This is a genomic window from Mesobacillus jeotgali, from assembly GCF_002874535.1.
In the GTDB taxonomy this organism is placed as follows: domain Bacteria; phylum Bacillota; class Bacilli; order Bacillales; family Cytobacillaceae; genus Mesobacillus; species Mesobacillus jeotgali.
In genome coordinates this window covers 2,201,892-2,224,943 of record NZ_CP025025.1, presented here as the reverse complement: position 1 = coordinate 2,224,943, position 23,052 = coordinate 2,201,892, and the positions used below count along the sequence as shown (strand labels likewise).

Here is a 23,052-nt window from a genome sequence, read left to right as displayed (position 1 = left end):
TGGAACGGTAGATCAACAGCCCAATATAACAGGATGTTTAGCTAAAAAAGCCGTCAAACCTTGATAGGGTTGACGGCTAATTTTTTTGTTGTACAGCAAATTATAAACTTTATTTAGTGGTGGATAACTACATGTAGTATTCTTAATCCAGCTCCAGCGCCTAGCCCCTCGAGTCGCTGGTCTAGTGTCGCCTCCTAGAAACTTCGAAACTTCAACTCCGCCGGCAGAAGCAAAAAGCGCTTCTTTGTCGGAGTCTCCAGTTTCTGCGTTTCTGGGCAGTCGGCTATACATTTCGATTTCGGTTCGCCCATTGAAGTCAAAGAACGACTTCAATGGTCAGCCCTCCAGCGCTTGTCGGGGCTGAACGAGGCGCTTCCGCTTTTTGCCCCTGTTAACTGATATTAAAGCCACTTGATTTTCGGCTCGGTTTTCTTGCGGATTCTCTCAATATTAGCCCTGTGCCTGTAAATAACGAAGGTGGCCAGGACAGCGACAACCACTATCAATGGAAGGTCCTGGGTAAACAGAGAGTAAATGAACGCTGCTATAGCAGTTAGAATCGAAGATAGAGAGACATATTTTGTTATGTACAAGCTGACGAAAAAGATAATGAGCATGAGTAAGAATAATAGCGGTATGTACGCCAGTAAAACACCACCGGAAGTAGCGACCGCTTTGCCGCCTCGAAATCCTGCAAAAACAGGGTACATGTGTCCAATTACAGCAAACACCCCCACTAAAAGCATATGGAGCTCATCAGCATTCAGAAGCAAAGGCAGACTAGCTGCAAGTGTTCCTTTTAAGACGTCAGCAATACTTACTGCTAAACCAGCTTTAACCCCCAATGTCCGGAATGTATTTGTACCGCCTAAATTCCCGCTCCCATGTTCACGGATGTCTTTGCCATAGAATACTTTTCCGATTATGAGGCCAGAAGGTATTGATCCAAGCAAGTAAGCTAGAATAATAATGATTGCGTTTAATGCCATGAAATATTCTCCTTTTAAGATTTTAAGGTTCTTTTATTTTACCATGTTCTCTTAAAAACACCATGCAAATCTTGAACAAAACTGATTTCTGACCAATGGCCAGCTAAATTTGCCATTAGATTAAAACCATACAATTTCGCTCATTAATCGGGTTACCTTCCTTGCTTGCTAAGTTTATAACTTGCTGAATAAGTGAATAAGGAAGTAAACTATTCAATTTTAAGGAGTCCTTATCTATGAGGATCGGAAAAAGTTTATCGAAAAGAAGACCTTTATTGATTTTACTAATGCTGGCATTAATAGTAATCGTCACTGCTGTCTATCATACGCACAAAGATCTTCCGGAAGGCTTATCGTATGAGGGGGAGGTCCATAACGTCAAGGATGTCCGCTTCTTATATGATTTAACCTACAAGGGGGCAGATGGTGAAAAAAAATACGAGCATGAAATATTCGATACAGTTATAAAAAGGATTGGGGAAGCGGAAGATTTTATTGTCCTTGATATGTTTTTATTCAATGGCTACTACAAAGAAGATATGGGTTATCCGGAAATAAGTCAATCTATCGGAGAAAAACTAATAGCCCAGAAGAAAAAACATAAGGATCTTACAATTGTGTTCATCACTGACGAAATTAATTTGACATATGGTTCCCACAAATCGGGAATCTTGAAGGAACTTCGTGATAATGACATAAAAGTGATTTTCACCAATCTAGATCCGCTGAGGGATTCAAATCCATTATATACTGGTGTTTGGAGGTTGTTTTTCCAGTGGTTTGGGCAATCAGGAGAAGGCTGGATTCCAAATCCGATGGCAAAGAATGCTCCGGACGTGACCCTTCGTTCCTATCTTGAGCTTCTGAACCTTAAGGCTAATCACAGGAAAGTGTTCGTCACTGAGAAAACAGCTATAGTTGCATCTGCGAATCCACATGATGCTAGCGGCTTCCACTCAAATATCGCTTTTGAAACAAGCGGAAATATAATCGGTGACATTCTGGAATCTGAGCAGGCAGTGGTCGATTTCTCAGGCGGAGGAAACTTGCCTGATTACAAACCTGTAAAAGAAAAAGGTTCTGTAAACGTACAGATCCTTACGGAAGGAAAGATACTTAAGCATCTTCTGAATGAACTGAAAAAGACAGGGAAGGGAGATCACATTTGGATAGGGATGTTTTATTTGGCCGAAAGGAAGGTCATTGACGAAATCGACAAGGCTGCCGATCGGGGGGCAAAAATCAATATTATACTGGACCCAAATACGAATGCGTTTGGCAATCAGAAATCGGGCCTACCCAATATCCCTGTTTCAGAAGAAATAATGGAATTTGGCAGCGATAATATCAAAATAAAATGGTACAACGCTGGCCAGGAGCAATATCATGCAAAAATGATTTACTTTGACCGTGGTAAAAACAGCGTGATCCTCGGTGGTTCTGCTAACTTCACCCGGCGTAACCTTGATGATTTAAACCTTGAAACCAACATGAAGATTACAGCGGCACCTGACAGTCAAGTCATAAAAGATGTTGATCAGTATTTCAAAAGAATGTGGAATAACGACGGAGCAAGTTTCACACTTGATTATGAAGAAAATAAGGACAAACTGACTCCCTTTAAATATATTGTTTACTGGATTCAGAGGATTTTATGGTTCACAAGCTATTAGCGGTACGGCAAGGGCATCCTGAATTGGATGCCTTTTAGTTTGCGTGGGGAATCAAATCATACTTCTTATTTACAATATCCTTAAGTACGATATTCTTATAGGCGAAGGAAAAAGGAGGTCTCCTATAGAATTAGGATAAATATCCTAAATCTAATTCCTGCAAATATTTATAACTATTACGCCAAGAAAATGGAGAATTTAAATGAAGACATTTTTATCAGCCATTCAGTGGATGGCATTTATTATTGCTGGTTCAATCGTGGCTCCGATTGCAATTGCAGATTTATTTCAATTGAATGATTTGGAGACGACAGGACTTGTTCAGAGAACAATGTTTGTATTGGGTATTTCAGGTCTATTACAGGCCCTGATTGGTCATCGAATGCCAATTAATGAGGGGCCAGCCGGTCTTTGGTGGGGTGTATTTACAATATATGCAGGGTTAAGTTCGACACTGTTTTCATCAAACATTGAAACTCTGCAGGCTTTAGAAGGAGCAATGATCATCAGCGGAATTGTATTCTTCCTGCTAAGCTTATTCAAGCTCATTGATAAACTGGCAAAGCTGTTTACCCCTGTAGTGAGCGGGATCTATTTGCTTTTGCTCGTCATTCAATTAAGCGGCTCATTTTTTAAAGGAATGGTGGGACTTGGTGGCGGAAGAACCGAGGTCAGTCTTCCAATCGCTTTTTTCAGCATTTTCTTGGTCGGCATCACTTTCTATCTGACACGGCATCAAATTAAATGGGTCAGCCAGTATGCGATTTTAATAAGCCTGGCCGCTGGCTGGGTGGTTTTTTCATTTTTGGACCTGGGAAAAGCGTACGATGGTTACAAAGGAGCAGCAATTGCCATTCCGGAGTTTTTTGCTTTCGGAAAGCCCCTCTTCGATTCAGGCTTAATCGTGACTTCTATCTTTATCACATTCCTGTTAATCACCAACATGCTAGCAAGCATAAGGGTTACTGGACAGGTTTTAAAAGATATGGGGTCTGAAAATGCTGATTTCCGCTACCGGGCCAGCGGTTTTACGGCTGGTATCAACCAGCTTCTTGGAGGAGTTTTCTCAGCGATTGGCTCTGTCCCCATCTCTGGTGCAGCTGGATTTATCGCAACAACTGGAATTACAAGAATTATGCCTTTTATCATAAGCTCACTTTTCATCGTCGTTGCCAGCATGCTGCCGCATGTGATGTCTTTGTTCGCTTCATTGCCTGCACCTGTTGGCTATTCAGTTACATTTGTTATATTCGTAAATATGATTGGGATCGCTTTTTCGGAATTCGATCGTGAGAACGATAAAAAGAGGATTCGAATCGTTATTGGAACTTCGCTTCTGGCCGGTGTAGGGGCAATGTTTCTTCCAGGAGAAGCTTTCCGCAACGTCCCGCCTGTTCTTGTTTCCATCCTTAATAATGGTTTGATCCTCGGTACGTTGATTGCCGTTATTGTTGATCAATATACACTTATTCAGAAGAGGAGAATGGACAAAGTTAAGTCTTCATGGCTTGTTAAGCATGGAGTCAAAAATGACCGTTAGGCAAGTTGATTTGAGTCTTTATAATAGTAGGTTAAAATAAGGATTAAGGTCATAATAATCCATAGGAGTGATATAATATGGCAATTAACAATCCAAGCCGGGAAGAGATTGGACAAATTCTTAAGAAGGCAAAAAGGATTGCGGTTGTGGGATTGAGCGACAATCCGCAGCGGACTTCCTATATGGTATCAAAGGCAATGCAATCAGCAGGCTATGAAATAATCCCTGTCAATCCTACTGTTGACGAAGTACTTGGAGTTAAAGCGGTTAAAACACTTAAAGAGATCGAAGGCCACGTTGATATCGTAAATGTTTTCCGCCGTTCGGAATACTTGATGGAGGTAGCGAAGGAATTTGCGGAAATTGATGCTGATGTTTTTTGGGCACAGCTAGGACTTGAAAATGAAGAAGCCTATAATTTTTTAAAGGATAAAGGCTATACCGTGATCATGGACAGATGTATCAAGGTTGAACACGCTTTAACAAAATAACGTTTGCACTGCTTGAGGACTTATGTTCTCACGCTTCTCTTTTGTTTCCGCAAATAATCGGCGATAATGAAAGGTATCCAAGTTGGCAAGGCAGGGATTTTGACATGGAATTATTAAATAAACATTTAGCTCAAGAAATTGTAGACAGGACGATGGGGATCATAGGAAAAAATATCAATATCATGGATAACCAGGGCGTAATAATTGGATCAGGGGACAAAAAGCGCATTGATGATGTCCATGATGGTGCAGTCATTGTGATCAAACAGGGTACCGGTTTCGAAATAACCGAAGACGAGGCTAAAAGGCTTCATGGTGTAAAGCCAGGCATCAATCTGCCCATTTATTTTGATGGGAAAATCATGGGCGTTATAGGGATTACTGGTTCCCCGAATGAAATCAGAAACTTCGGAGAACTTGTACGCATGGCTGCTGAGCTTAGTCTTCAGCAGGCAGTATTGATGAATGAAATACAATGGGATCAGAGGCTTAAAGAGGAGCTTGTAAGCCAAATCATTCATTTTGAAGGCAAACATGACCCACTTTTCCTGGAAAGGGCAATGCGTCTAGGAATTGATCTGGAATTGGCCCGGGCAGCTATTGTCATCAAGACTTCGGACCGTAAGAGAACATTCACATATTTAAAAAGCCGACTGCAAAAAGAAGACCTGTTACTAATGCAGCATGAGAGGATTGTCATTTTAAAAGGAGTTCCACCGGTCGACAGTGATCATTACCTAAAAAAGACAACAGAAGGATGGCATAATGGTTTAAGAAAGAATGAAAATATTCAGGTGAAAATTGGCGTTGGTCAATACCATGAAGGATTGTCAGGATTGACAAAGTCCTACCGGCAGTCGGTCCACACACTAAAATCCGGGTTGAAATTGACGCCCCAAAAAGATATTTTCATGTATGAAGAATATTATCTTCCAGTATTTCTGTTGAATGCTTCAAAAACAGGCTTGACGGAAGATTTACAGCCTTTCTATAAATCATTAAAGGAGAAGGATACAAAGGGAGAGCTTACTGAATCGTTAAGAGCGCTTATCGAAACAAATAGCGACATGAACAAGGCTGCGCAAATGTTGTTTGTACATAGGAATACCCTCAGGTACCGACTTGATAAGATCACAGAAATAACAGGGAAGGATCCCCGTAAAACGACGGACCTGCTTCACCTTTATTTATCGTTTCTAAATAATGAGCTGGAATGAAATTGTGCAAATGCACAAAAGATCTGTTCTATTACAGGTCTTTTTTTGATAGTTTGACTAATGTAATACAAATAGACAGCGCTTACAATTGGGTTACAACAAAGTTTTGAGGAGGAATCACCTTGGATATTCAGGTAAGCGCTTTCGGCGCTGTCGTAGCACTAATAGTCGCTATTTTCCTTATTTTAAAGAAAGTTTCACCTGCTTATGGAATGATTGCCGGAGCCTTGATCGGAGGACTTGTAGGCGGTGTTGATGTCACAAATACTGTTGCCTTGATGATGGAGGGAGCGAAAGGAATCATACCCGCAGTATTAAGAATCCTGGCTGCCGGTATACTTGCTGGAGTCCTGATTGAATCGGGTGCTGCTGCAGTAATTGCAGAAACAATCGTTAAAAAGGTCGGCGAGACACGAGCACTGCTTGCACTTGCCATTGCAACAATGATTCTTACAACTGTTGGAGTATTCGTTGACGTTGCTGTTATCACTGTTGCGCCGATTGCCCTTGCAATCGCAAATAGGGCAGGTATTTCCAAAACAGCCATCCTGCTTGCGATGATTGGCGGCGGTAAGGCAGGAAATATCATGTCACCGAATCCTAATGCAATAGCTGCTTCAGATGCATTTGGAATTCCCTTGACTTCTGTTATGGCTGCAGGAATCATTCCAGCTATTTTCGGATTGACTGTGACGTATATTTTAGCTAAAAGACTTGTAAAAAAAGGTTCGAATGTCTCCGCTCAAGAAAGTGAAACAGCAATTAATGGGAAACATCCAATGATTGTTCCTGCTGTTGTCGCTCCTTTTGTAACGATTATCTTGCTTGCGCTTCGACCTTTGTTTGATATAAACATCGACCCAATGATCGCACTGCCAGCAGGCGGTATTGCTGGAGCTATTGCGATGGGACGAATTAGACATATCAATGATTATGCAGTGGCAGGTCTCGGAAAAATGTCTGGTGTAGCTATTATGCTCCTTGGTACAGGTACACTTGCGGGAATCATCGCTAATTCTGGATTAAAGGATGTCCTGATTAACAGCCTGGATGCTCTTGGTCTTCCAGCATTCGTTCTTGCCCCTGTATCTGGTATTTTCATGTCGGCTGCTACTGCTTCGACAACTGCAGGAACAGCAGTTGCTTCCCAGGTATTCGGATCAACGATTCTTGAAATGGGTGTCACTGCATTAGCAGGTGCTGCAATGGTGCACGCTGGTGCAACTGTACTTGACCATCTCCCACACGGAAGCTTCTTCCACGCAACAGGCGGAAGTGTAAACATGGAAATCAAAGAGCGTTTGAAATTAATTCCTTACGAAACAGCAGTCGGTTTGACGCTTGCAATTGTATCGACACTAATCTTTGGCATCTTCAAGTTTTTCGGATAAGTAAAAATGGTCTGGATTTTCTTTAAAGTCCGGACCTTTCATTTCAGGGTATTCAATGAGAGGAGAAACGAGCATGAAAATTGTAATAGCACCTGACTCTTTTAAAGAGAGCCTTACAGCTCTTGAGGCAGCTACAGCGATTGAAAATGGAATGAAAAAAATTCTCCCTGAGGCAAGCTTCATAAAGGTACCTATGGCTGATGGAGGCGAAGGAACCGTTCAATCCCTAGTTGATGCAACCGGCGGGAAAATGGTCACCAAAACAGTTACAGGACCGCTTGGTACTCCGGTTGATGCATTTTTCGGTATTTCCGGCGATGAAAAGACCGCGGTCATAGAGATGGCTGCCGCTTCAGGACTCCATCTTGTGCCACCTGGAGAAAGAAACCCGCTCGTTACTACAACCAGGGGAACAGGTGAATTGATTGCTGCGGCTCTAGGCCATGGTGTCGAACATATCATTATTGGGATTGGCGGAAGTGCCACGAATGATGGAGGAGCGGGAATGGCCAGAGCTCTTGGTATCAAGCTTCTTGATTCTGATGGAAAAGAAATTGGCGAGGGCGGCGGAGCCTTAAATTCGCTTGCCGCAGTCAACATGGATGGAATAGACAAACGCTTGGAATCAGTAAAGATTGAAGTTGCATGCGATGTAGACAATCCGTTAACCGGTATCAGAGGCGCATCCCATATTTTCGGACCACAAAAAGGGGCAACACAAGAAATGGTTGAAGCATTGGACAACAACCTTCACCATTTTGCTGATATCATTCGTACCGATCTTGGCAAGGATATTGAACATGTTTCAGGTGCAGGGGCAGCAGGAGGACTTGGCGGAGGATTGATGGCATTCCTTTCTGCGGAGTTAAAAAGAGGCGTTGACATTGTTCTGGAGGCAACCAAGCTTGAAACCCATTTAATAAGTGCTGATTTTGTCATTACTGGAGAGGGTAAGATTGATGGCCAGACGATATTTGGCAAAACTCCAATTGGCGTTGCGATAACTGCGAAAAGGCACAATGTACCAGTCATTGCGATCGCGGGTAATGTATCATCTGACAGTGAGGTTGTCCACGAGCATGGCATCGACGCCGTGTTCAGCATAGTACCAGGTGTCATAACTCTAGAAGACGCGTTCGAAAACGCCAGAACGTATGTTGAAAGAATTGCAGCAAACATCGCATCCGTAATCAAACTTAGCAAGTGAAAATTTATAAAAACTAAGAAAAATCGCGTGCTGCAAATTAGTAAACCGTTTCGTTTTGAGGTGCAAATGGCGAAAATGGCACAGTAAATGGCGTGGAAATTGTCCACGCCATTTTTCCTATTGTGCCAGCATTTATATAAACCATTTCATTACAAATTAACACCTGCAAAATGATAGTTAATTCCATTGACAATGTTTGCTATACAAGGAATAACGACGGTCATTTACACTGTCAAGTTTATGGGCAATTCGGAAGTCAATTTAAGGGTTCCATGCTACGAACATTACATTCAAGTATAGCCAGTATAACGATGAACATGGAATTTCACTTTTTTTTCTTCAACGAACGGAGCAGTTAGCGGAAGATTGATTTTTTCTAAAACAAGGGAAGACTTAACCTTAATTGAGTAACAAACAATCCTAGAAATAAGCGGAGAATATCCGGTTAAACTGTATGGTATAGCTCGGTAAGGGGTAAATAAGCGGAGGTTTTCCGGTTAAGCAAGTGCGAATGCCAATTTTTTATGTTTTTCAAGTAAATAGGCGGAAATCTTCCGTCTATTTAAGCTGTTTTCCGTGCCATTTTATAAATAAGGGAAGTTTCTCCGCTTATTTATGAGCCCATGATGATCCCTTCACCGGGGTCCGTTCTTTTATGGTGTGGAATAAACGGGTGCTTTGTTGAATAAGAACCATTATATTTTGGATCCAAAATACATTAAATTAGAAAAATGGCGTGTCAAAACTGATGTCAGTTTACACGCCATTTTTATTGTCATTTAAAAGATATGAACCCTAAAACAGAACGGTTTAGCAAATTAGCATCGCGGTTTTTATGTTTAAAAAGGTTAGTTTTCGAATAAATATATATAGGATATATGTAGAAAATAAAAAAGCACCTTAAAAGGTGGTATTAGGTAAAAGGTATTTGTAATAAAAATAGGTACATAGTAAAATGAAAGTTGGTAATGTTTTGCTGACATGCGTACACAGAATAATCCTATTATAACATTAACATAAATGATAGTGGCAGTCAAGCAAAAGAGCATTGAGTTTAGGAGTGATTTTTCATGGAAGAAAAGCAGCTTAAAGATTTAGAAATGGAACAGGACCGTGTCGATTCCATCATTGAGGAAATTGATAAAAAAGCAGCGAAATGGAATGAAAGTTCAAGTGATGTCGGCTCAGATGCTCTTCAACTCAGAAAAACCTTTTGGGAAGATGTTACGGTCAATTTTGACGAAGCAGATGATGTAGCAGAAACCTTCACTAGTATCAAGCAACAGGCCGCACTTTTATCCGAGCGTGAACGGACTCAATCCCAAATGATCAAACAGCTTCAGACATTATCCCGTCTCAGGTTTTCTCCGTATTTCGGGAGAGTCGACTTTAAAGAAGATGGTGAAAATGAGGCCGAGAGAATTTACTTAGGCATTGCGACTTTAATGGATGAACAGGAAGAAAGCTTCCTGATCTATGACTGGAGAGCACCGATATCCGGTCTGTATTACGACTACTCACCCGGTCCGGCGCAATATAAAACAGAAACAGATACTATCGAAGGATTGATGGAGCTAAAGCGCCAGTTTGTCATTAAGGGTGGCAAAATCAAAGCAATGTTTGAAACCGGGGTTACCATTGGTGACGAAATGCTTCAGGAAGTCCTGGGCAACAATGCCGATACCCAAATGAAAACCATTGTGGCAACGATCCAGAAGGAACAAAACCAAATCATCCGCAACGATTCAAGCAGCCTTGTTGTCGTCCAGGGTGTTGCAGGAAGCGGAAAAACGTCAGCTGCAATGCAGCGTGTCGCTTATTTACTGTACAAGTACAGGAATATCATCACTTCGGAAAATATCATGTTATTTTCACCCAATCCGCTCTTCAATAGCTATGTTGCTACGGTTTTGCCGGAGCTTGGAGAGGAAAATATGCAGCAGGCAACATTCCAGGAGTATCTTTCAACACGGTTTGGCGCTGAATATCAACTGGAGGATCCTTTTGAACAAATGGAATTCCTGCTAGAAGCAGAAAAAAATGATGCTTATTTTGATAGGATTGAAAGCATACGTTTTAAGGCGGGATTAGAGTTTAAAAAATTATTGGATCAATACGCTGAGAAACTAGCGAGGGAGACGCTTGTTTTTAAAAGCTTAGGTTTAAATAAACGGGCAATCATCTCAAAGAAAGACATAGCAGCATACTATGATTCACTCGATAACAGTATTTCAATTCCAAATAGAATTCAGCTTGTCAAGGAATGGCTGCTAAAGGAACTTAAGAAAAAAGCAAAAGCGGAAATGTCACAGGAATGGGTGGAAAAAGAAATACAATTCCTTGAAAAGGAAGATTATCTGGAGGCATTTAAGCAAAGCCAGAAAAAACAGGGTGGAGCACATGATACGTTCAATGATTATGACCGTGAGCAGCAGTGGCTTTCGGAAATGGTAGTCAAGAGGCGTTTCAAGCCATTGTTCAATGCAGTAAAAAGATTAAAATTCATTAATATCAGGGCCATATACATGAAGTTCTTTACAGAAGCACATTCCGAAATCGACTCAATTCCTAAAAATTGGGCCGCCACATGTAAACAGTCAGTCAGTAATTTGGAAAACAGATATATTGCATATGAGGACGCAACTCCTTTTCTATATCTCCAGGATTTGATTGAAGGCAGGAAATCGAATACATCAATCCGCCATGTTTTCATTGATGAAGCCCAGGACTACACTCCTTTCCAGTTTGCATATATTAAAATGCTGTTCCCGTATAGCAAGATGACTTTGCTTGGCGATATAAACCAGGCGATTTACTCAGGGCCAACAGGTGCCCAAACGATCCTGGCGGAGTCAGCTCTTGACTTTGGAGAAAAGGAACAATACAGGCTTACAAAGACATACAGGTCAACGAAGCAAATTGTTGAATTTACCCGTCAACTAATCGAAGGAGGAGATATAATTGAGCCTTTCAATCGTCCTGGACCAAAGCCGATTATCGTTACAAGCAGTGAAGGCAGCGACCATAATATTCTGAAGACAAATGAACTTATCTTCAAGCTGCAGAACTCAGGACATAAAAACATCGCTGTTATTTGTAAAACAGCCAAAGAGAGTAAAGCGGCTTTCGAGGGAGTCAAACAAGCGCATGATGCGAGATTAATCGAAAAAGGGACAATGACATTTGAAAATGGGGTTAATGTTGTACCGACATATCTCGCAAAAGGCATTGAATTCGACGCGGTGATTATTTACGATTCAACGTCGTACACAAGAAAGGAAGAAAGGAAATTGTTATATACAGCATGTACAAGGGCAATGCATGAGTTATATATCCTTTCCGAGGGAGAGCTTAGTCCGCTTCTAGAAGATGTTGATGAACAATTATATAATCTGGTATGAAAGCAACAAGCCGCCAAAATATTAATGGCGGCTTGTTGTTTTAGGATAAACTCTTTACCTGAAAAAGTTAAATAACGATTTCTCTTGTTCACTGACACTTGGTCGTTCTTTACTCGCTTCCTGCAGTGCTGAATTAACATCAATTAAGCCATTACCGAAATCAATATCTTTTCCTTGTTCACCAAGGTCGATTGCGGAATTTTTAATGATCTTGATAACTTGCGAACTTTTCAACTCTGGATTAGCTGATTTGATTAGTGCAGCAAGACCGGCGACGTGTGGAGCGGCCATTGATGTGCCTGAAAGAGCAGCGTACTGCTTATTAAAATAAGTGCTAGGTATATAAACACCTGGTGCAGCAATATCAATATAATCTCCGTAGTTTGAAAAGCTTGCTCTGTTCCCCTTATAATCTACAGCGGCTACACTCAATACTTCTGGGTATGCCGAAGGATAGGTCGGCTGATCTGACCCATCATTGCCGGCAGCAGAGACCATGACGACGTCTTTTTCAAATGCATATCTTACTGCTTCTTCAAGAACATTTGAAGGCTGATAATTGCCAAGACTCAAATTGATGACATCTGCTCCGTGGTCAACAGCCCAGACAATCCCTTTTGCGATATCGAAAGTAGTACCATAGCCTTTTGCCCCCATCGCTTTTATCGGCATGATTTTACTGAACCAGGTCATGCCGGCGACACCCTCGTTATTATTCGTTTCCGAAGCAATGATGCCTGCCACATGAGTACCATGGCCATTATCATCATCAGGTTCAGCTTTCTCATTGATGACATTATAGCCTTTAACAAGCCGGTTCCTTAGATCAGGATGGTCCAGATCAATACCAGTATCAACAATCGCTATTTCTATATCTTCCGTTCCGCGGGTTACCTTCCACCCTTGTTCCGTACCTATGACAGGCAGATTCCATTGATAATCCTCCTGGTAAAGCAGGTCATTAGGTCCGTTTACTTCATTCTGCATTAAGATAAAGTTAGGCTCAGAATACTCGATATTTTTTCTCTGATTAAAATACTCAATCATTTCGGGCGTTTCCATCACTGTTGACCTGAAAATATAAATTGAGTTTAGATGCTTGATGACCCAACCTTTAATATCTCGTGTAATTTCGTCTATTTCCTCCATACTTGGTTCTTTTACGAAATCAACTGTAGCTTCATGATCATAATAGTGGCTAGTATCCTTCTTGTTATGAAAGATTAGAGTGACCTCTCCTTGTGTATCGAGTTGGTTCTTGATTTTTTCTCCCATCTTCACGTTATTCACCTTAGCCATAGACCGAGCAATCATAACTTGTTGCCCTGAGGAATGGATTCTGGCACCAGGCTCTTCTTTAGCATCATTCCTGAATACTCCACCGGCAGTAAGGGCAAGAAGAAGGATTAATGCCGATCCAAGAAAGATTACCCTAATTCTTCTCATAATTAAAAGTCCTCCATAAATGTATTTGTTCTTATGTTGCAGTACATCTTAAAAAATTAACGGCGGAAATCGCTGGGAGTTTAGTGAATGATTATAAAAGCGGAGGATCGAACGAATTTTCTATGAAATGAATTGAATCATCCGAAAATAATATAAAAAATGACATGAAATCTTCAAATAAGTCTCCAAATAACCGAATTTTTATGACAAAATTCCAATTAATTCTTGAAATCCGTTTGCCAAATCCCAATTAATCGCTACAATTAAGCATAGACGCCATTCTTATGGTAAAATAACCAAGAGAACAATTGTTCTGATACTGATACAAGGATACGTTGCACGTAAACTTTTAAATCAGAAAAGACGAATACTTAACGAAATCATTGACACTATACATAAAAACCGTCAATGTTGTTTGCAAGAAATGAAAGGGGTATGTTCGTGGCAAGAAATCAGCAAGCTTTTGATTATAATGATGATGCCATACAGGTACTTGAAGGCCTTGAAGCCGTTCGCAAAAGGCCGGGTATGTATATCGGCAGCACGGATACACGGGGACTTCATCACCTCGTATATGAAATCGTTGATAATTCGGTAGATGAAGCACTAGGTGGCTACGGTAATCAAATCATCGTCAAAATCCATAAAGATAATTCTATCAGCGTCCAGGACAAAGGGAGAGGTATGCCTACCGGGATGCATAAGCTTGGCAAACCGACTCCGGAGGTTATCCTTACTGTCCTGCACGCAGGCGGAAAGTTTGGACAGGGCGGATATAAAACAAGCGGAGGCCTTCATGGTGTAGGTGCTTCTGTTGTAAACGCATTATCAGAATGGTTAGTTGTAACGATCAAACGTGATGGATTCGTCTATGAACAGCGTTTTGAAAATGGCGGCAAGCCAGTGACGACGCTCGAAAAGATCGGAAAAACCAATCAATCTGGTACGACAATCCACTTTAAACCAGACCCTGAAATTTTCTCTACCCTAACATATAACTATGATACCCTCTCGGAACGTCTCAGAGAGTCTGCCTTTTTGCTAAAAGGATTGAAAATAGAGTTAATCGATGAGCGAAATGATGTTAAGGATGTTTTTCATTTTGAGACTGGGATTCAGGCTTTCGTTGAATATTTGAACGAAGAAAAAGATGTGATGCATCCAGTTGTCAGCTTCGAAGGTGAATACAGCCAAATAGAAGTTGAATTTGCATTTCAATTTAACGATGGCTACTCAGAGAATGTGCTGTCATTCGTCAACAATGTCCGCACAAAAGATGGCGGTACACATGAAGCAGGTTCGAAAACAGCGATGACCCGTGTTTTCAATGAATATGCCCGCAAGGTTGGCTTGCTCAAGGAGAAGGATAAGAACCTTGATGGAGCTGACATCCGAGAAGGTCTGGCAGGCATCGTTTCCGTGCGCATTCCTGAAGAGCTGCTTCAGTTTGAAGGCCAGACTAAGGGAAAGCTGGGTACGAGTGAAGCAAGGTCTGCTGTCGACTCAGTCGTTTCAGAGCACCTTTCTTATTTCCTTGAGGAAAATCCAGATATCAGTACATTGCTGATTCGCAAGTCCATCAAGGCTTACCAGGCACGTGAAGCGGCCCGGAAAGCACGCGAGGATGCAAGAAGCGGGAAGAAGAGAAAGAGATCAGATGCAATACTATCCGGCAAACTGACTCCAGCGCAATCCAAGAATCCTGCGAAGAATGAACTTTACCTGGTAGAGGGTGATTCTGCTGGTGGTTCTGCCAAGCAGGGCCGCGACAGGAAATTCCAGGCTGTTCTCCCATTGCGCGGTAAAGTCATCAACACGGAAAAAGCAAAGCTCCAGGACATTTTTAAAAATGAAGAAATCAATACGATCATCCATGCGATTGGTGCCGGAGTAGGTTCTGACTTCAATGTAGAAGACATCAATTATGACAAAATCGTTATCATGACGGATGCGGATACTGACGGTGCCCATATCCAGGTGCTTTTGCTGACGTTCTTTTACCGATATATGAAGCCGCTGATCGAAGCCGGTAAGGTTTTCATTGCCCTGCCGCCGTTATATAAGGTCAGCAAAGGAACGGGCAAAAAAGAAATTATCGAATATGCCTGGAGCGATGAAGAATTGAAGGGCGCGATGAAGAAGGTCGGCAAAGGCTATATTATCCAGCGATATAAAGGATTGGGAGAAATGAATGCCGACCAACTTTGGGAAACGACGATGGATCCCGAAACCAGGACATTGATCCGCGTGCGTATTGACGATGCAGCAAGAGCTGAACGTAGAGTAACGACCCTTATGGGAGATAAGGTTGAACCACGCCGGAAATGGATTGAATCTAATGTAGCGTTCGGCCTTGAGGAAGATGGAAACATCCTTGAAAATGAAAATATCTCAGTTACAGAGGAGGTTGCTGACGAATGAGTTCAGTTGAAAAATTTCGTGACCTTCCTTTAGAAGACGTACTGGGCGACCGTTTCGGCCGGTATAGTAAATATATTATCCAGGAACGTGCACTTCCTGATGCAAGGGACGGGCTCAAGCCTGTTCAACGCAGGATATTGTATGCTATGCATGTAGAAGGCAATACAAATGAAAAGGGTTTCCGGAAATCAGCCAAGACAGTCGGAAACGTAATTGGTAACTACCATCCGCACGGTGATTCTTCTGTATATGAAGCAATGGTCCGTATGAGCCAGGATTGGAAAGTGCGGAACTACCTTGTCGAAATGCATGGGAATAACGGTAGCATTGACGGTGACCCTCCAGCAGCGATGCGTTATACAGAAGCAAGATTGTCAGCAATCGCCGGAGAACTATTAAGGGACATTGAGAAAAGAACCGTCGAATTCATCCCGAATTTCGATGACACTTCAAGTGAGCCTACAGTGCTCCCTGCGATGTTCCCCAACTTGCTGGTAAATGGTTCTACAGGGATATCAGCGGGTTATGCGACTGATATTCCTCCGCATAATTTAGCGGAAGTGATTGATGGGGTCATCATGAGGATGGACAATCCTGCATGCACGGTGGAAGATCTGATGAAAGTGATCAAGGGGCCTGACTTCCCGACGGGCGGAATCATCCAGGGTGTCGAGGGTATCGCCAAGGCATACAAGACTGGTAAAGGTAAAATCATTGTTCGCGGCAAAGCTGAAATCGAGGATATCCGCGGCGGCAAACAGCAGATCGTCATCACGGAAATTCCTTATGAAATCAATAAAGCTAACCTGGTCAAGCGGATAGATGAATTCCGTCTCGATCGTAAAGTGGAAGGCATTTCGGAAGTGCGTGATGAAACAGACCGCACCGGCCTCCGTGTTGTCATTGAATTAAAGAAGGAAGCAGACGCAAACGGTGTCTTGCACTATCTTTACAAGAACAGTGATTTGCAGATTACCTATAACTTCAATATGGTTGCCATCAACAAGAAACGACCTGTTTTGATGGGACTTGCCGAGCTTCTAGATGCTTATATTGACCACCAGAAGGACGTTGTGACTAAACGTTCCCAATATGATCTTCAAAAAGCTCGTGACCGACAACATATCGTTGAAGGGCTTATTAAAGCTTTATCGATACTTGATCAGGTAATCGCAACGATCCGCGCTTCCAAAGATAAGCGGGATGCAAAGGATAACTTGATCAGCAAATTCGACTTTACCGAAGTCCAGGCTGAAGCGATAGTATCCTTGCAGTTATACCGACTGACAAATACCGATATTACTGCCCTTCAAGCCGAGGCGGAGGAGCTTGCCAAGAAGGTAGAGGAACTTACCGCCATTCTGGGGAGTGAGAAGAAGCTATTATCTGTCATTAAAAAGGAACTGAAGGATGTCAAAAAGCGTTTCTCAGATGACCGCCGGACTAAAATCGAGGAAGAGATTGAAGAAATCAAGATTAACCTTGAGGTTTTGATCGCAAGTGAAGACGTCATTGTAACTGTCACGAAGGATGGATACGTGAAACGGACAAGCCAAAGGTCTTATGCCGCATCCAATGGTCAAGATTTCGCCATGAAGGATACAGATAGACTGTTATCACAGTTGAATATGAATACAACTGATGTCTTGCTGTTGTTCACCAATAAAGGCAGCTACTTATACTTGCCTGTTCATGAACTTCCTGATATTCGCTGGAAAGATCTTGGTCAGCATGTAGCAAATCTTGTGCCGTTAGACCGGGATGAAGAAATCATCAAAGCTGTTCCAGTCACCGATTTCTCACAGAATTTATTCTTCTTATTTGTGACAAAGAATGGTATGGTGAAAAAATCCGAATTAAACCTATATAAAGCTCAGCGTTACTCCAAACCGCTAACCGCAATCAATGTTAAGGGTGACGACAGAGTTATCGATATACATGTAACCGATGGAGAAAAGGATTTGTTCCTTGCATCACATCTCGGCTATGGTCTATGGTTCAGCGAAGAAGAAATCAGTCCGATTGGGATCAGGGCAGCTGGCGTTAAGGGTATGAACCTGAAGGATGGTGATTATGTTGTCGGCGGGAAAATTATTGACAACAACCAAAGCCATTCCATCGTCATCGCTACCCAGCGTGGTGCCGTTAAGAAAATGAAGCTGTCTGAGTTCGAGAGGACTTCTCGAGCGAAACGGGGTGTCGTGATGCTGCGTGAACTGAAAGCAAATCCTCACCGTATTATTGGTGTGGAGGCTGTGAATGGCGAGGATGAAGTATTCTTCCAGTCAGAAAAACAGCAGATTGTATCTGTGAAAGCTTCAGAATTAAGGTACAGCGATCGATATACAAATGGATCTTTCCTGGTGGATGAAAGTGAAACAGGGAAATTCACAGGCATTTGGAAAAGCGAGAATGAACAAGATAAAAACTCACAATAGCAAGAGCTCCAACAAAAAACACAGTAAGATTGCTGTGTTTTTTGTTTTTTTTACCATAATCAGGGTATTACATAGATAGCTTCCTCTCTGACTAGGCAAAGCTGATAATGGGAGTGAAGTACCATTGTAAAGCAATTAGAATTTTGGTACATTGAAAACTATACTAAAATAGCTTATTGAAAGACTCTTTTCGTAAAACTTTTGGCATCTCGTTACATTACTAATGCCACAACACTTAAGGAGCAGCTAGAAAATGACTCCAAGGCTGTTCGCACAGGTAGAGATGGTATTATACGAAAAGTTATTTCAAGGTAAAAGCAGCTTTGTCAAAAACTAATAAAGGAGTTTTCTATGGAGATTTTTAACAACATCATATCTGAATTAAACAACTATATGTGGAGTTATATCTTAATTGCTGTCCTCGTAGTCCTGGGTACATATTTTACGTTCAGAACCAGATTTGTGCAGTTCAAGTTTTTCCCTGAAATGATCAGGGTGTTAAAGGATCCAGCCACTGTATCTTCTGAAGGGAAGAGAGGGAGGTCTTCATTCCAGGCATTTACGGTCAGCTTGGCTTCTAGAGTTGGGACAGGTAACCTGGCAGGTGTTGCGACTGCTATTTCAGCCGGAGGTCCGGGAGCTGTCTTCTGGATGTGGATCATTGCCCTTATTGGTGCGGCATCCAGCTTTATAGAAAGTACTCTAGCCCAAATTTATAAGGTTAAAGACACTGATGAGGCAGAATATCGCGGCGGTCCTGCTTATTATATGGAACGCGGGTTAAACAAACGCTGGTTAGGCGTTTTGTTTGCGATCATTATCGTTTTTACTTTTGGTTTGGTTTTTAGTTCTGTCCAATCGAATACAATTTCCCTTGCATTTGACCAGGCATTTGGATTCAATCGTTTTTGGATGGGAATCATTTTAACTGTTATGACTGCCGCAGTTATTTTTGGTGGCATCAAGAGAATTGCTTTTGTATCACAAATCATCGTGCCAATCATGGCGGTGATCTATTTAATCCTCGCATTGTTTATTGTGATTATGAATTTCAGTGAAATTCCGGCTATGCTCTCACTGATCGTTAACAGTGCTTTTGGCTTACAGGAAGTAGTTGGCGGCGGAATGGGAGCAGCGGTCATGATGGGAATCAAGAGAGGCCTATTCTCTAATGAGGCTGGTATGGGCAGCGCACCAAATGCAGCGGCCACTGCAGCAGTCACACATCCAGTAAAGCAAGGGTTAATTCAGACATTGGGAGTATTTACAGATACTTTACTCATTTGTACAGCAACAGCCTTTATCATAATTATGTCAGGCGAATATACGAATCCTGATTTAGATGGTATCCAGTTAACACAGGCAGCTCTGACAGCTCATGTAGGTTCATGGGCTCCAGCGTTCGTCGGAGGAGCTATTTTCCTTTTTGCCTTCACCTCAATTATCGGAAATTATTATTATGGTGAAACGAATATTGAATTCATCAAGGAAAGTCCTACAGCACTGTTTATTTATCGTCTTGCTGTTATCGCAATGGTTTTGTTCGGTTCAGTTGCCGAGTTAGCCTTTGTCTGGAATTTGGCGGATCTTTTCATGGGAATAATGGCCCTGATCAACCTAGTAGCCATAACCTTGCTTGCAAAGATCGCCATGGCAGCATTAAAGGATTATAGAGAACAGCGAAAAGAAGGAAAAGACCCAGTGTTTTATGCTGATACTATCGAAGGTTTGAAAGGAATTGAATCCTGGGAATACCGTAAACACGGAGAATCCAAGAATAACTAATCATCATTAACCTCTCTGATTAAATCAGAGAGGTTTTTTGTGCATTTTTTTACCATATTTGGACATGTTAAGGTATAACGGGGTGATGCAGGTTGAAAAAGGAGCTATTAATCACGTTCAGCGCATTCTTTTTTATGTCGTTAACCGCCCTTACCGGCGTATATGCAGGGGAGTCTAATGAAAAAACGGTGACGATTTCTGAAGAAAAAGTCGATGTAACTGGCGATGGAAAAAAGGATTTGATTTATGTAAAAGGAGTTCTTTTTGAAGAAGGGGCACAGTTTCTCAAAAAGATTTTTTTAAAAGTCAGAGCATCAAATGGTGAAATATATAAAATTGACCTAGATAGTGGATACGATCCCACTACTATTTATAAAGATTTGAACCACGATTCCGTAAAGGACATATTTATCAGTGTTCCTACCGGGGGAAGCGGAGGTCTATCGAATTTTTATTTATATAGTTTAAAGGATTTCCAAGTTACCAATCTGACAGTACCAGAACCTCTTGCAGTCAACAGCCAATTTGAGGATGGTTACAAGGCTTCCATAAGTATCCAGGAAACAGGCCAGTCATATAGTTTTGATCTAAGCGACAGAAAAGAGGAGTACGAACGCCTTGGTTTATATCAGGATGGAAAGCTGAATGAACCAACAGAGTTAATGGTTCTTCCTTTTGGAATTTTAAAGCCGATTAAGGTAAAAGGTGATCTTTATGGGTTAAAAGGTATCCAGCGAATTAATGGTGCATATAACGCCGATGGAATTGCGAATATTGAATCGACATGGATATATGAAAAGGGAAAATGGCAGCTAATAAAAGCAGAGGTCAAGAGCCTGGAAACTTAAAAATATAGGCGATTGTCACGGATTTCGGTTCAAAGGCATATGATATCGGAAAAGGATTCTTTTAGCAGGAAGGAGCCTTGTGCCGTGAGCAAATTCAAGCCAGAACGATTGAGCGTTACCTTTATTCCACCAGCAACTGCTTTTGTACCGATAGATAGCAGGAAGTATACTTTAACACATTCCGATCTAACTGGAGAGCTGTTTTTAGCAGTCGGTAATGTGTATGATTACCAGGCAATCAATTTTGAAATGCGGGATGAAGTTTTGGCAGACTGGATCACCATCAATGGTGAATACTTGCTGTATGCTAAGGTGTATATCAGTAATGGGGAATACGACCTGAATATGTCCAGGATCCGGTATATGATTTTCAAAAAAGAGCTGGATTTAGCACTGACTGCGATAGTTTATGGAGATAAAAACTTCTACACATATTATCCTTGGCTGCTCGATGCTCCAATTTACGTACAGTTTTCATCTATTTACCCAGAATTTAATCAGGTAGAATACTATGGTACGCCAAGAACGTATCTTACGAAAGTGAATAACAAAAGAACCCGAGAAGCACAGGCTTGAACCTGTGCTTTTTAAATTATTCGTTGATAGCAATCCAATTAAGGAAGATATAATAATATTATGTAAACAAAATAGGTCGATTGAAAGAGTATAAAGGAAGATTGGATTGACTTTAAGTATAATGATTTAAAGACAATGCAATGAATCAACTGTAAAAATAAGAAATAATAGAGTTCTTAAAAGTATTCGGTAAGTTTAAATCATCCCAGAAGCCAAATTGATGATTGAGAAAATGGGTTTTTTATAGCAAAGCAAATGGATCTAAATAAAAAGCAGTTGAATTTAACTAATACAAAACTAAATTGATTTGAGTAAAAGTACAAATGATGGATAAGTGAATTAACTAATACAAAACTAAATTAATTTACATAAAAATATAATGATGAATATGTGTATTTATGAAAATTTTAATTTTGTCTCACTGATTTAAGTATACTTAGTCAATGAGATATCAATTTAAAGTTTTGATTCAACTTCCTAGAATTTATGTTATGTAAACTAGAAAATAGGATTTTTATTAGAGGTTATTCAGGAGTCCTCTCCTCCCGTTTTTCCTAAATGAAACACGAAAAATCATCTGCACCATTGGCTGATCATTTTTCGTGTTTTTATTGTGCTTCTATTCCTCGATCTTATGTGAAACAAAATCACTATTTTGATTTACATTTGTATAAGTGGATCTTCCTAAATAAAGCGGAATTGTGAGCTCATCGAAATTTGGCATGCCGTTTTTAAGGAATTTATCTGGATCCCTGTAAAATTGTACGATATTTGCAACGAACCAATCGTGGTCACCGTAACTGTTGCGGTCTATGACCTCACACTCATATGCTATATATGCATCACGCAGTATCGGTGAATTCGTTGCTGATCCGTGGTCGAAACTGATGTTCGCCTTTTCAAATTTGTTCACTTTTGAACCCGAATACACACCTGCTTGCTGAATAAGAGCAGAATATTCATATGGCACAAAATTAATGGCAAATTTTCCTTCAGATTTTATGAGCTCATAAGTATGACGTTCACGGCCGATGGCAACTCCGTAAATTGGCGGCTCGTAAGATATGTAGGAATGCCAGCCGGCAGCCATGATATTATTTTCCCCATTATGACTAACCGTAACCAGTGCGACCATTCCTGGATAACTATGCATTACAGTTTGATTGATTGATTGAATCATTGTAGGTCCCTCCTTTTAGTGTAAAGCGCTTTATTTCTTAAGAAGCATGGGCAACTGTCTATTTATTCTATTTTAATACCATCATATTTTTAGTCACATATCCTATATTGAATAAATTATAGGAGGTTGCTTAATGAATTACCCTCAAACATATTTTCAAAGACAAGACCAGCAGAATGATGAAAGGGTTATACCGTTATTGTTTCTTACCGCTGCTGTACCTGCCTTTTATGGCGGTTATGGATTCGGTGGTCCCTGGTATGGTTACGGACGTCCTGGGTACTGGTACGGCCGCAGACCATGGTATGGATTTGGCCGACGTCCATGGTATGGATTCGGTCGTCGTCCCTGGTTTGGCAGACCATGGTGGTAAGATAGCAATAATACAAGGCTCTCCCTGTTAGTCAGGGAGTTTCTGTCTTTTTTAAAGAAATTTATTCTATTATAGC

At 41.2% G+C, this 23,052-nt stretch carries 17 protein-coding genes; 13 read left to right on the top strand and 4 right to left on the bottom strand.

The features are described 5' to 3' along the window. Nucleotides 1-12: 12 nt before the first annotated feature. The gene (locus tag CD004_RS11210) at nucleotides 13-333 is read right to left on the bottom strand and encodes a hypothetical protein (protein ID WP_102262842.1); all 321 of its coding nucleotides are present in this window, start codon (nucleotides 331-333) and stop codon (nucleotides 13-15) included. Nucleotides 334-401: 68 nt separating this feature from the next. Further along, nucleotides 402-989, bottom strand: coding sequence for a glycerol-3-phosphate 1-O-acyltransferase PlsY (plsY, locus tag CD004_RS11205; RefSeq protein ID WP_102262841.1), 588 nt, complete (start codon nucleotides 987-989; stop codon nucleotides 402-404). A 236-nt stretch (nucleotides 990-1,225) separates the two neighbouring features. On the opposite strand from plsY, the gene CD004_RS11200 reads away from it, so the two are divergent. From CD004_RS11200 to helD, 7 genes are all read left to right on the top strand, one after another. Then, nucleotides 1,226-2,662 carry a phospholipase D family protein gene (locus CD004_RS11200; protein WP_102262840.1) on the top strand — a complete coding sequence of 479 codons (1,437 nt, stop codon included), beginning with the start codon at nucleotides 1,226-1,228 and terminating at the stop codon, nucleotides 2,660-2,662. Nucleotides 2,663-2,864: 202 nt separating this feature from the next. Further along, complete coding sequence (locus CD004_RS11195; protein WP_102262839.1) at nucleotides 2,865-4,202, top strand: purine/pyrimidine permease; 1,338 nt, start codon at nucleotides 2,865-2,867, stop codon at nucleotides 4,200-4,202. Between the two features lie 77 nt (nucleotides 4,203-4,279). Beyond that, on the top strand, nucleotides 4,280-4,693 hold the full coding sequence (locus CD004_RS11190; RefSeq protein WP_102262838.1) for a CoA-binding protein: 414 nt from the start codon (nucleotides 4,280-4,282) through the stop codon (nucleotides 4,691-4,693). A 104-nt stretch (nucleotides 4,694-4,797) separates the two neighbouring features. Next, nucleotides 4,798-5,910: a sugar diacid recognition domain-containing protein gene (locus CD004_RS11185; RefSeq protein WP_102262837.1), complete on the top strand. Its 1,113-nt coding sequence runs from the start codon at nucleotides 4,798-4,800 to the stop codon at nucleotides 5,908-5,910. Between the two features lie 122 nt (nucleotides 5,911-6,032). Then, nucleotides 6,033-7,301: a GntP family permease gene (locus tag CD004_RS11180; RefSeq protein WP_102262836.1), complete on the top strand. Its 1,269-nt coding sequence runs from the start codon at nucleotides 6,033-6,035 to the stop codon at nucleotides 7,299-7,301. Nucleotides 7,302-7,374: 73 nt separating this feature from the next. Next, on the top strand, nucleotides 7,375-8,508 hold the full coding sequence (locus CD004_RS11175; RefSeq protein WP_102262835.1) for a glycerate kinase: 1,134 nt from the start codon (nucleotides 7,375-7,377) through the stop codon (nucleotides 8,506-8,508). Between the two features lie 1,070 nt (nucleotides 8,509-9,578). Beyond that, a complete protein-coding gene (helD, locus tag CD004_RS11170) occupies nucleotides 9,579-11,909 on the top strand; it encodes an RNA polymerase recycling motor HelD (protein ID WP_102262834.1) in 2,331 nt (776 codons plus the stop codon). A gap of 54 nt (nucleotides 11,910-11,963) precedes the next feature. On the opposite strand, the gene CD004_RS11165 is transcribed toward helD, so the two are convergent. Continuing rightward, a complete protein-coding gene (locus CD004_RS11165; protein ID WP_102262833.1) occupies nucleotides 11,964-13,355 on the bottom strand; it encodes a S8 family peptidase in 1,392 nt (463 codons plus the stop codon). Nucleotides 13,356-13,796: 441 nt separating this feature from the next. Here CD004_RS11165 and parE point away from each other — a divergent pair, with 441 nt between their 5' ends. The 5 genes from parE to CD004_RS11140 all read left to right on the top strand — a co-directional run bounded on the left by parE (nucleotide 13,797) and on the right by CD004_RS11140 (nucleotide 21,423). Further along, nucleotides 13,797-15,776: a DNA topoisomerase IV subunit B gene (parE, locus tag CD004_RS11160; RefSeq protein WP_102262832.1), complete on the top strand. Its 1,980-nt coding sequence runs from the start codon at nucleotides 13,797-13,799 to the stop codon at nucleotides 15,774-15,776. Next, nucleotides 15,773-18,214, top strand: a complete 2,442-nt coding sequence (parC, locus tag CD004_RS11155; protein WP_102262831.1) for a DNA topoisomerase IV subunit A — start codon at nucleotides 15,773-15,775, stop codon at nucleotides 18,212-18,214. Before parE ends, parC begins: the two co-directional genes overlap by 4 nt. Nucleotides 18,215-18,565: 351 nt before the next feature. Then, a complete protein-coding gene (locus tag CD004_RS11150; RefSeq protein WP_102262830.1) occupies nucleotides 18,566-19,999 on the top strand; it encodes an alanine/glycine:cation symporter family protein in 1,434 nt (477 codons plus the stop codon). Between the two features lie 92 nt (nucleotides 20,000-20,091). Continuing rightward, nucleotides 20,092-20,847 carry a hypothetical protein gene (locus CD004_RS11145; protein ID WP_102262829.1) on the top strand — a complete coding sequence of 252 codons (756 nt, stop codon included), beginning with the start codon at nucleotides 20,092-20,094 and terminating at the stop codon, nucleotides 20,845-20,847. A gap of 84 nt (nucleotides 20,848-20,931) precedes the next feature. Further along, complete coding sequence (locus CD004_RS11140; RefSeq protein ID WP_102262828.1) at nucleotides 20,932-21,423, top strand: staygreen family protein; 492 nt, start codon at nucleotides 20,932-20,934, stop codon at nucleotides 21,421-21,423. 619 nt (nucleotides 21,424-22,042) lie between these two features. On the opposite strand, the gene CD004_RS11135 is transcribed toward CD004_RS11140, so the two are convergent. Beyond that, nucleotides 22,043-22,603 carry a flavin reductase family protein gene (locus CD004_RS11135; protein ID WP_102262827.1) on the bottom strand — a complete coding sequence of 187 codons (561 nt, stop codon included), beginning with the start codon at nucleotides 22,601-22,603 and terminating at the stop codon, nucleotides 22,043-22,045. Between the two features lie 133 nt (nucleotides 22,604-22,736). Between CD004_RS11135 and CD004_RS11130 the strand changes: the two genes are divergently transcribed. Further along, nucleotides 22,737-22,976, top strand: coding sequence for a hypothetical protein (locus CD004_RS11130; protein WP_102262826.1), 240 nt, complete (start codon nucleotides 22,737-22,739; stop codon nucleotides 22,974-22,976). The last annotated feature ends 76 nt before the right edge of the window (nucleotides 22,977-23,052 follow it).

Excerpts from the sequence above, each read along its gene's own strand:
- plsY (WP_102262841.1), bottom strand. The coding sequence starts at position 989 with ATGGCATTAAACGCAATCATTATTATTCTAGCTTACTTGCTTGGATCA.
- CD004_RS11200 (WP_102262840.1), top strand. The coding sequence starts at position 1,226 with ATGAGGATCGGAAAAAGTTTATCGAAAAGAAGACCTTTATTGATTTTA.
- CD004_RS11195 (WP_102262839.1), top strand. The coding sequence starts at position 2,865 with ATGAAGACATTTTTATCAGCCATTCAGTGGATGGCATTTATTATTGCT.
- CD004_RS11190 (WP_102262838.1), top strand. The coding sequence starts at position 4,280 with ATGGCAATTAACAATCCAAGCCGGGAAGAGATTGGACAAATTCTTAAG.
- CD004_RS11185 (WP_102262837.1), top strand. The coding sequence starts at position 4,798 with ATGGAATTATTAAATAAACATTTAGCTCAAGAAATTGTAGACAGGACG.
- CD004_RS11175 (WP_102262835.1), top strand. The coding sequence starts at position 7,375 with ATGAAAATTGTAATAGCACCTGACTCTTTTAAAGAGAGCCTTACAGCT.
- helD (WP_102262834.1), top strand. The coding sequence starts at position 9,579 with ATGGAAGAAAAGCAGCTTAAAGATTTAGAAATGGAACAGGACCGTGTC.
- CD004_RS11165 (WP_102262833.1), bottom strand. The coding sequence starts at position 13,355 with ATGAGAAGAATTAGGGTAATCTTTCTTGGATCGGCATTAATCCTTCTT.
- parC (WP_102262831.1), top strand. The coding sequence starts at position 15,773 with ATGAGTTCAGTTGAAAAATTTCGTGACCTTCCTTTAGAAGACGTACTG.
- CD004_RS11150 (WP_102262830.1), top strand. The coding sequence starts at position 18,566 with ATGGAGATTTTTAACAACATCATATCTGAATTAAACAACTATATGTGG.
- CD004_RS11135 (WP_102262827.1), bottom strand. The coding sequence starts at position 22,603 with ATGATTCAATCAATCAATCAAACTGTAATGCATAGTTATCCAGGAATG.
- CD004_RS11130 (WP_102262826.1), top strand. The coding sequence starts at position 22,737 with ATGAATTACCCTCAAACATATTTTCAAAGACAAGACCAGCAGAATGAT.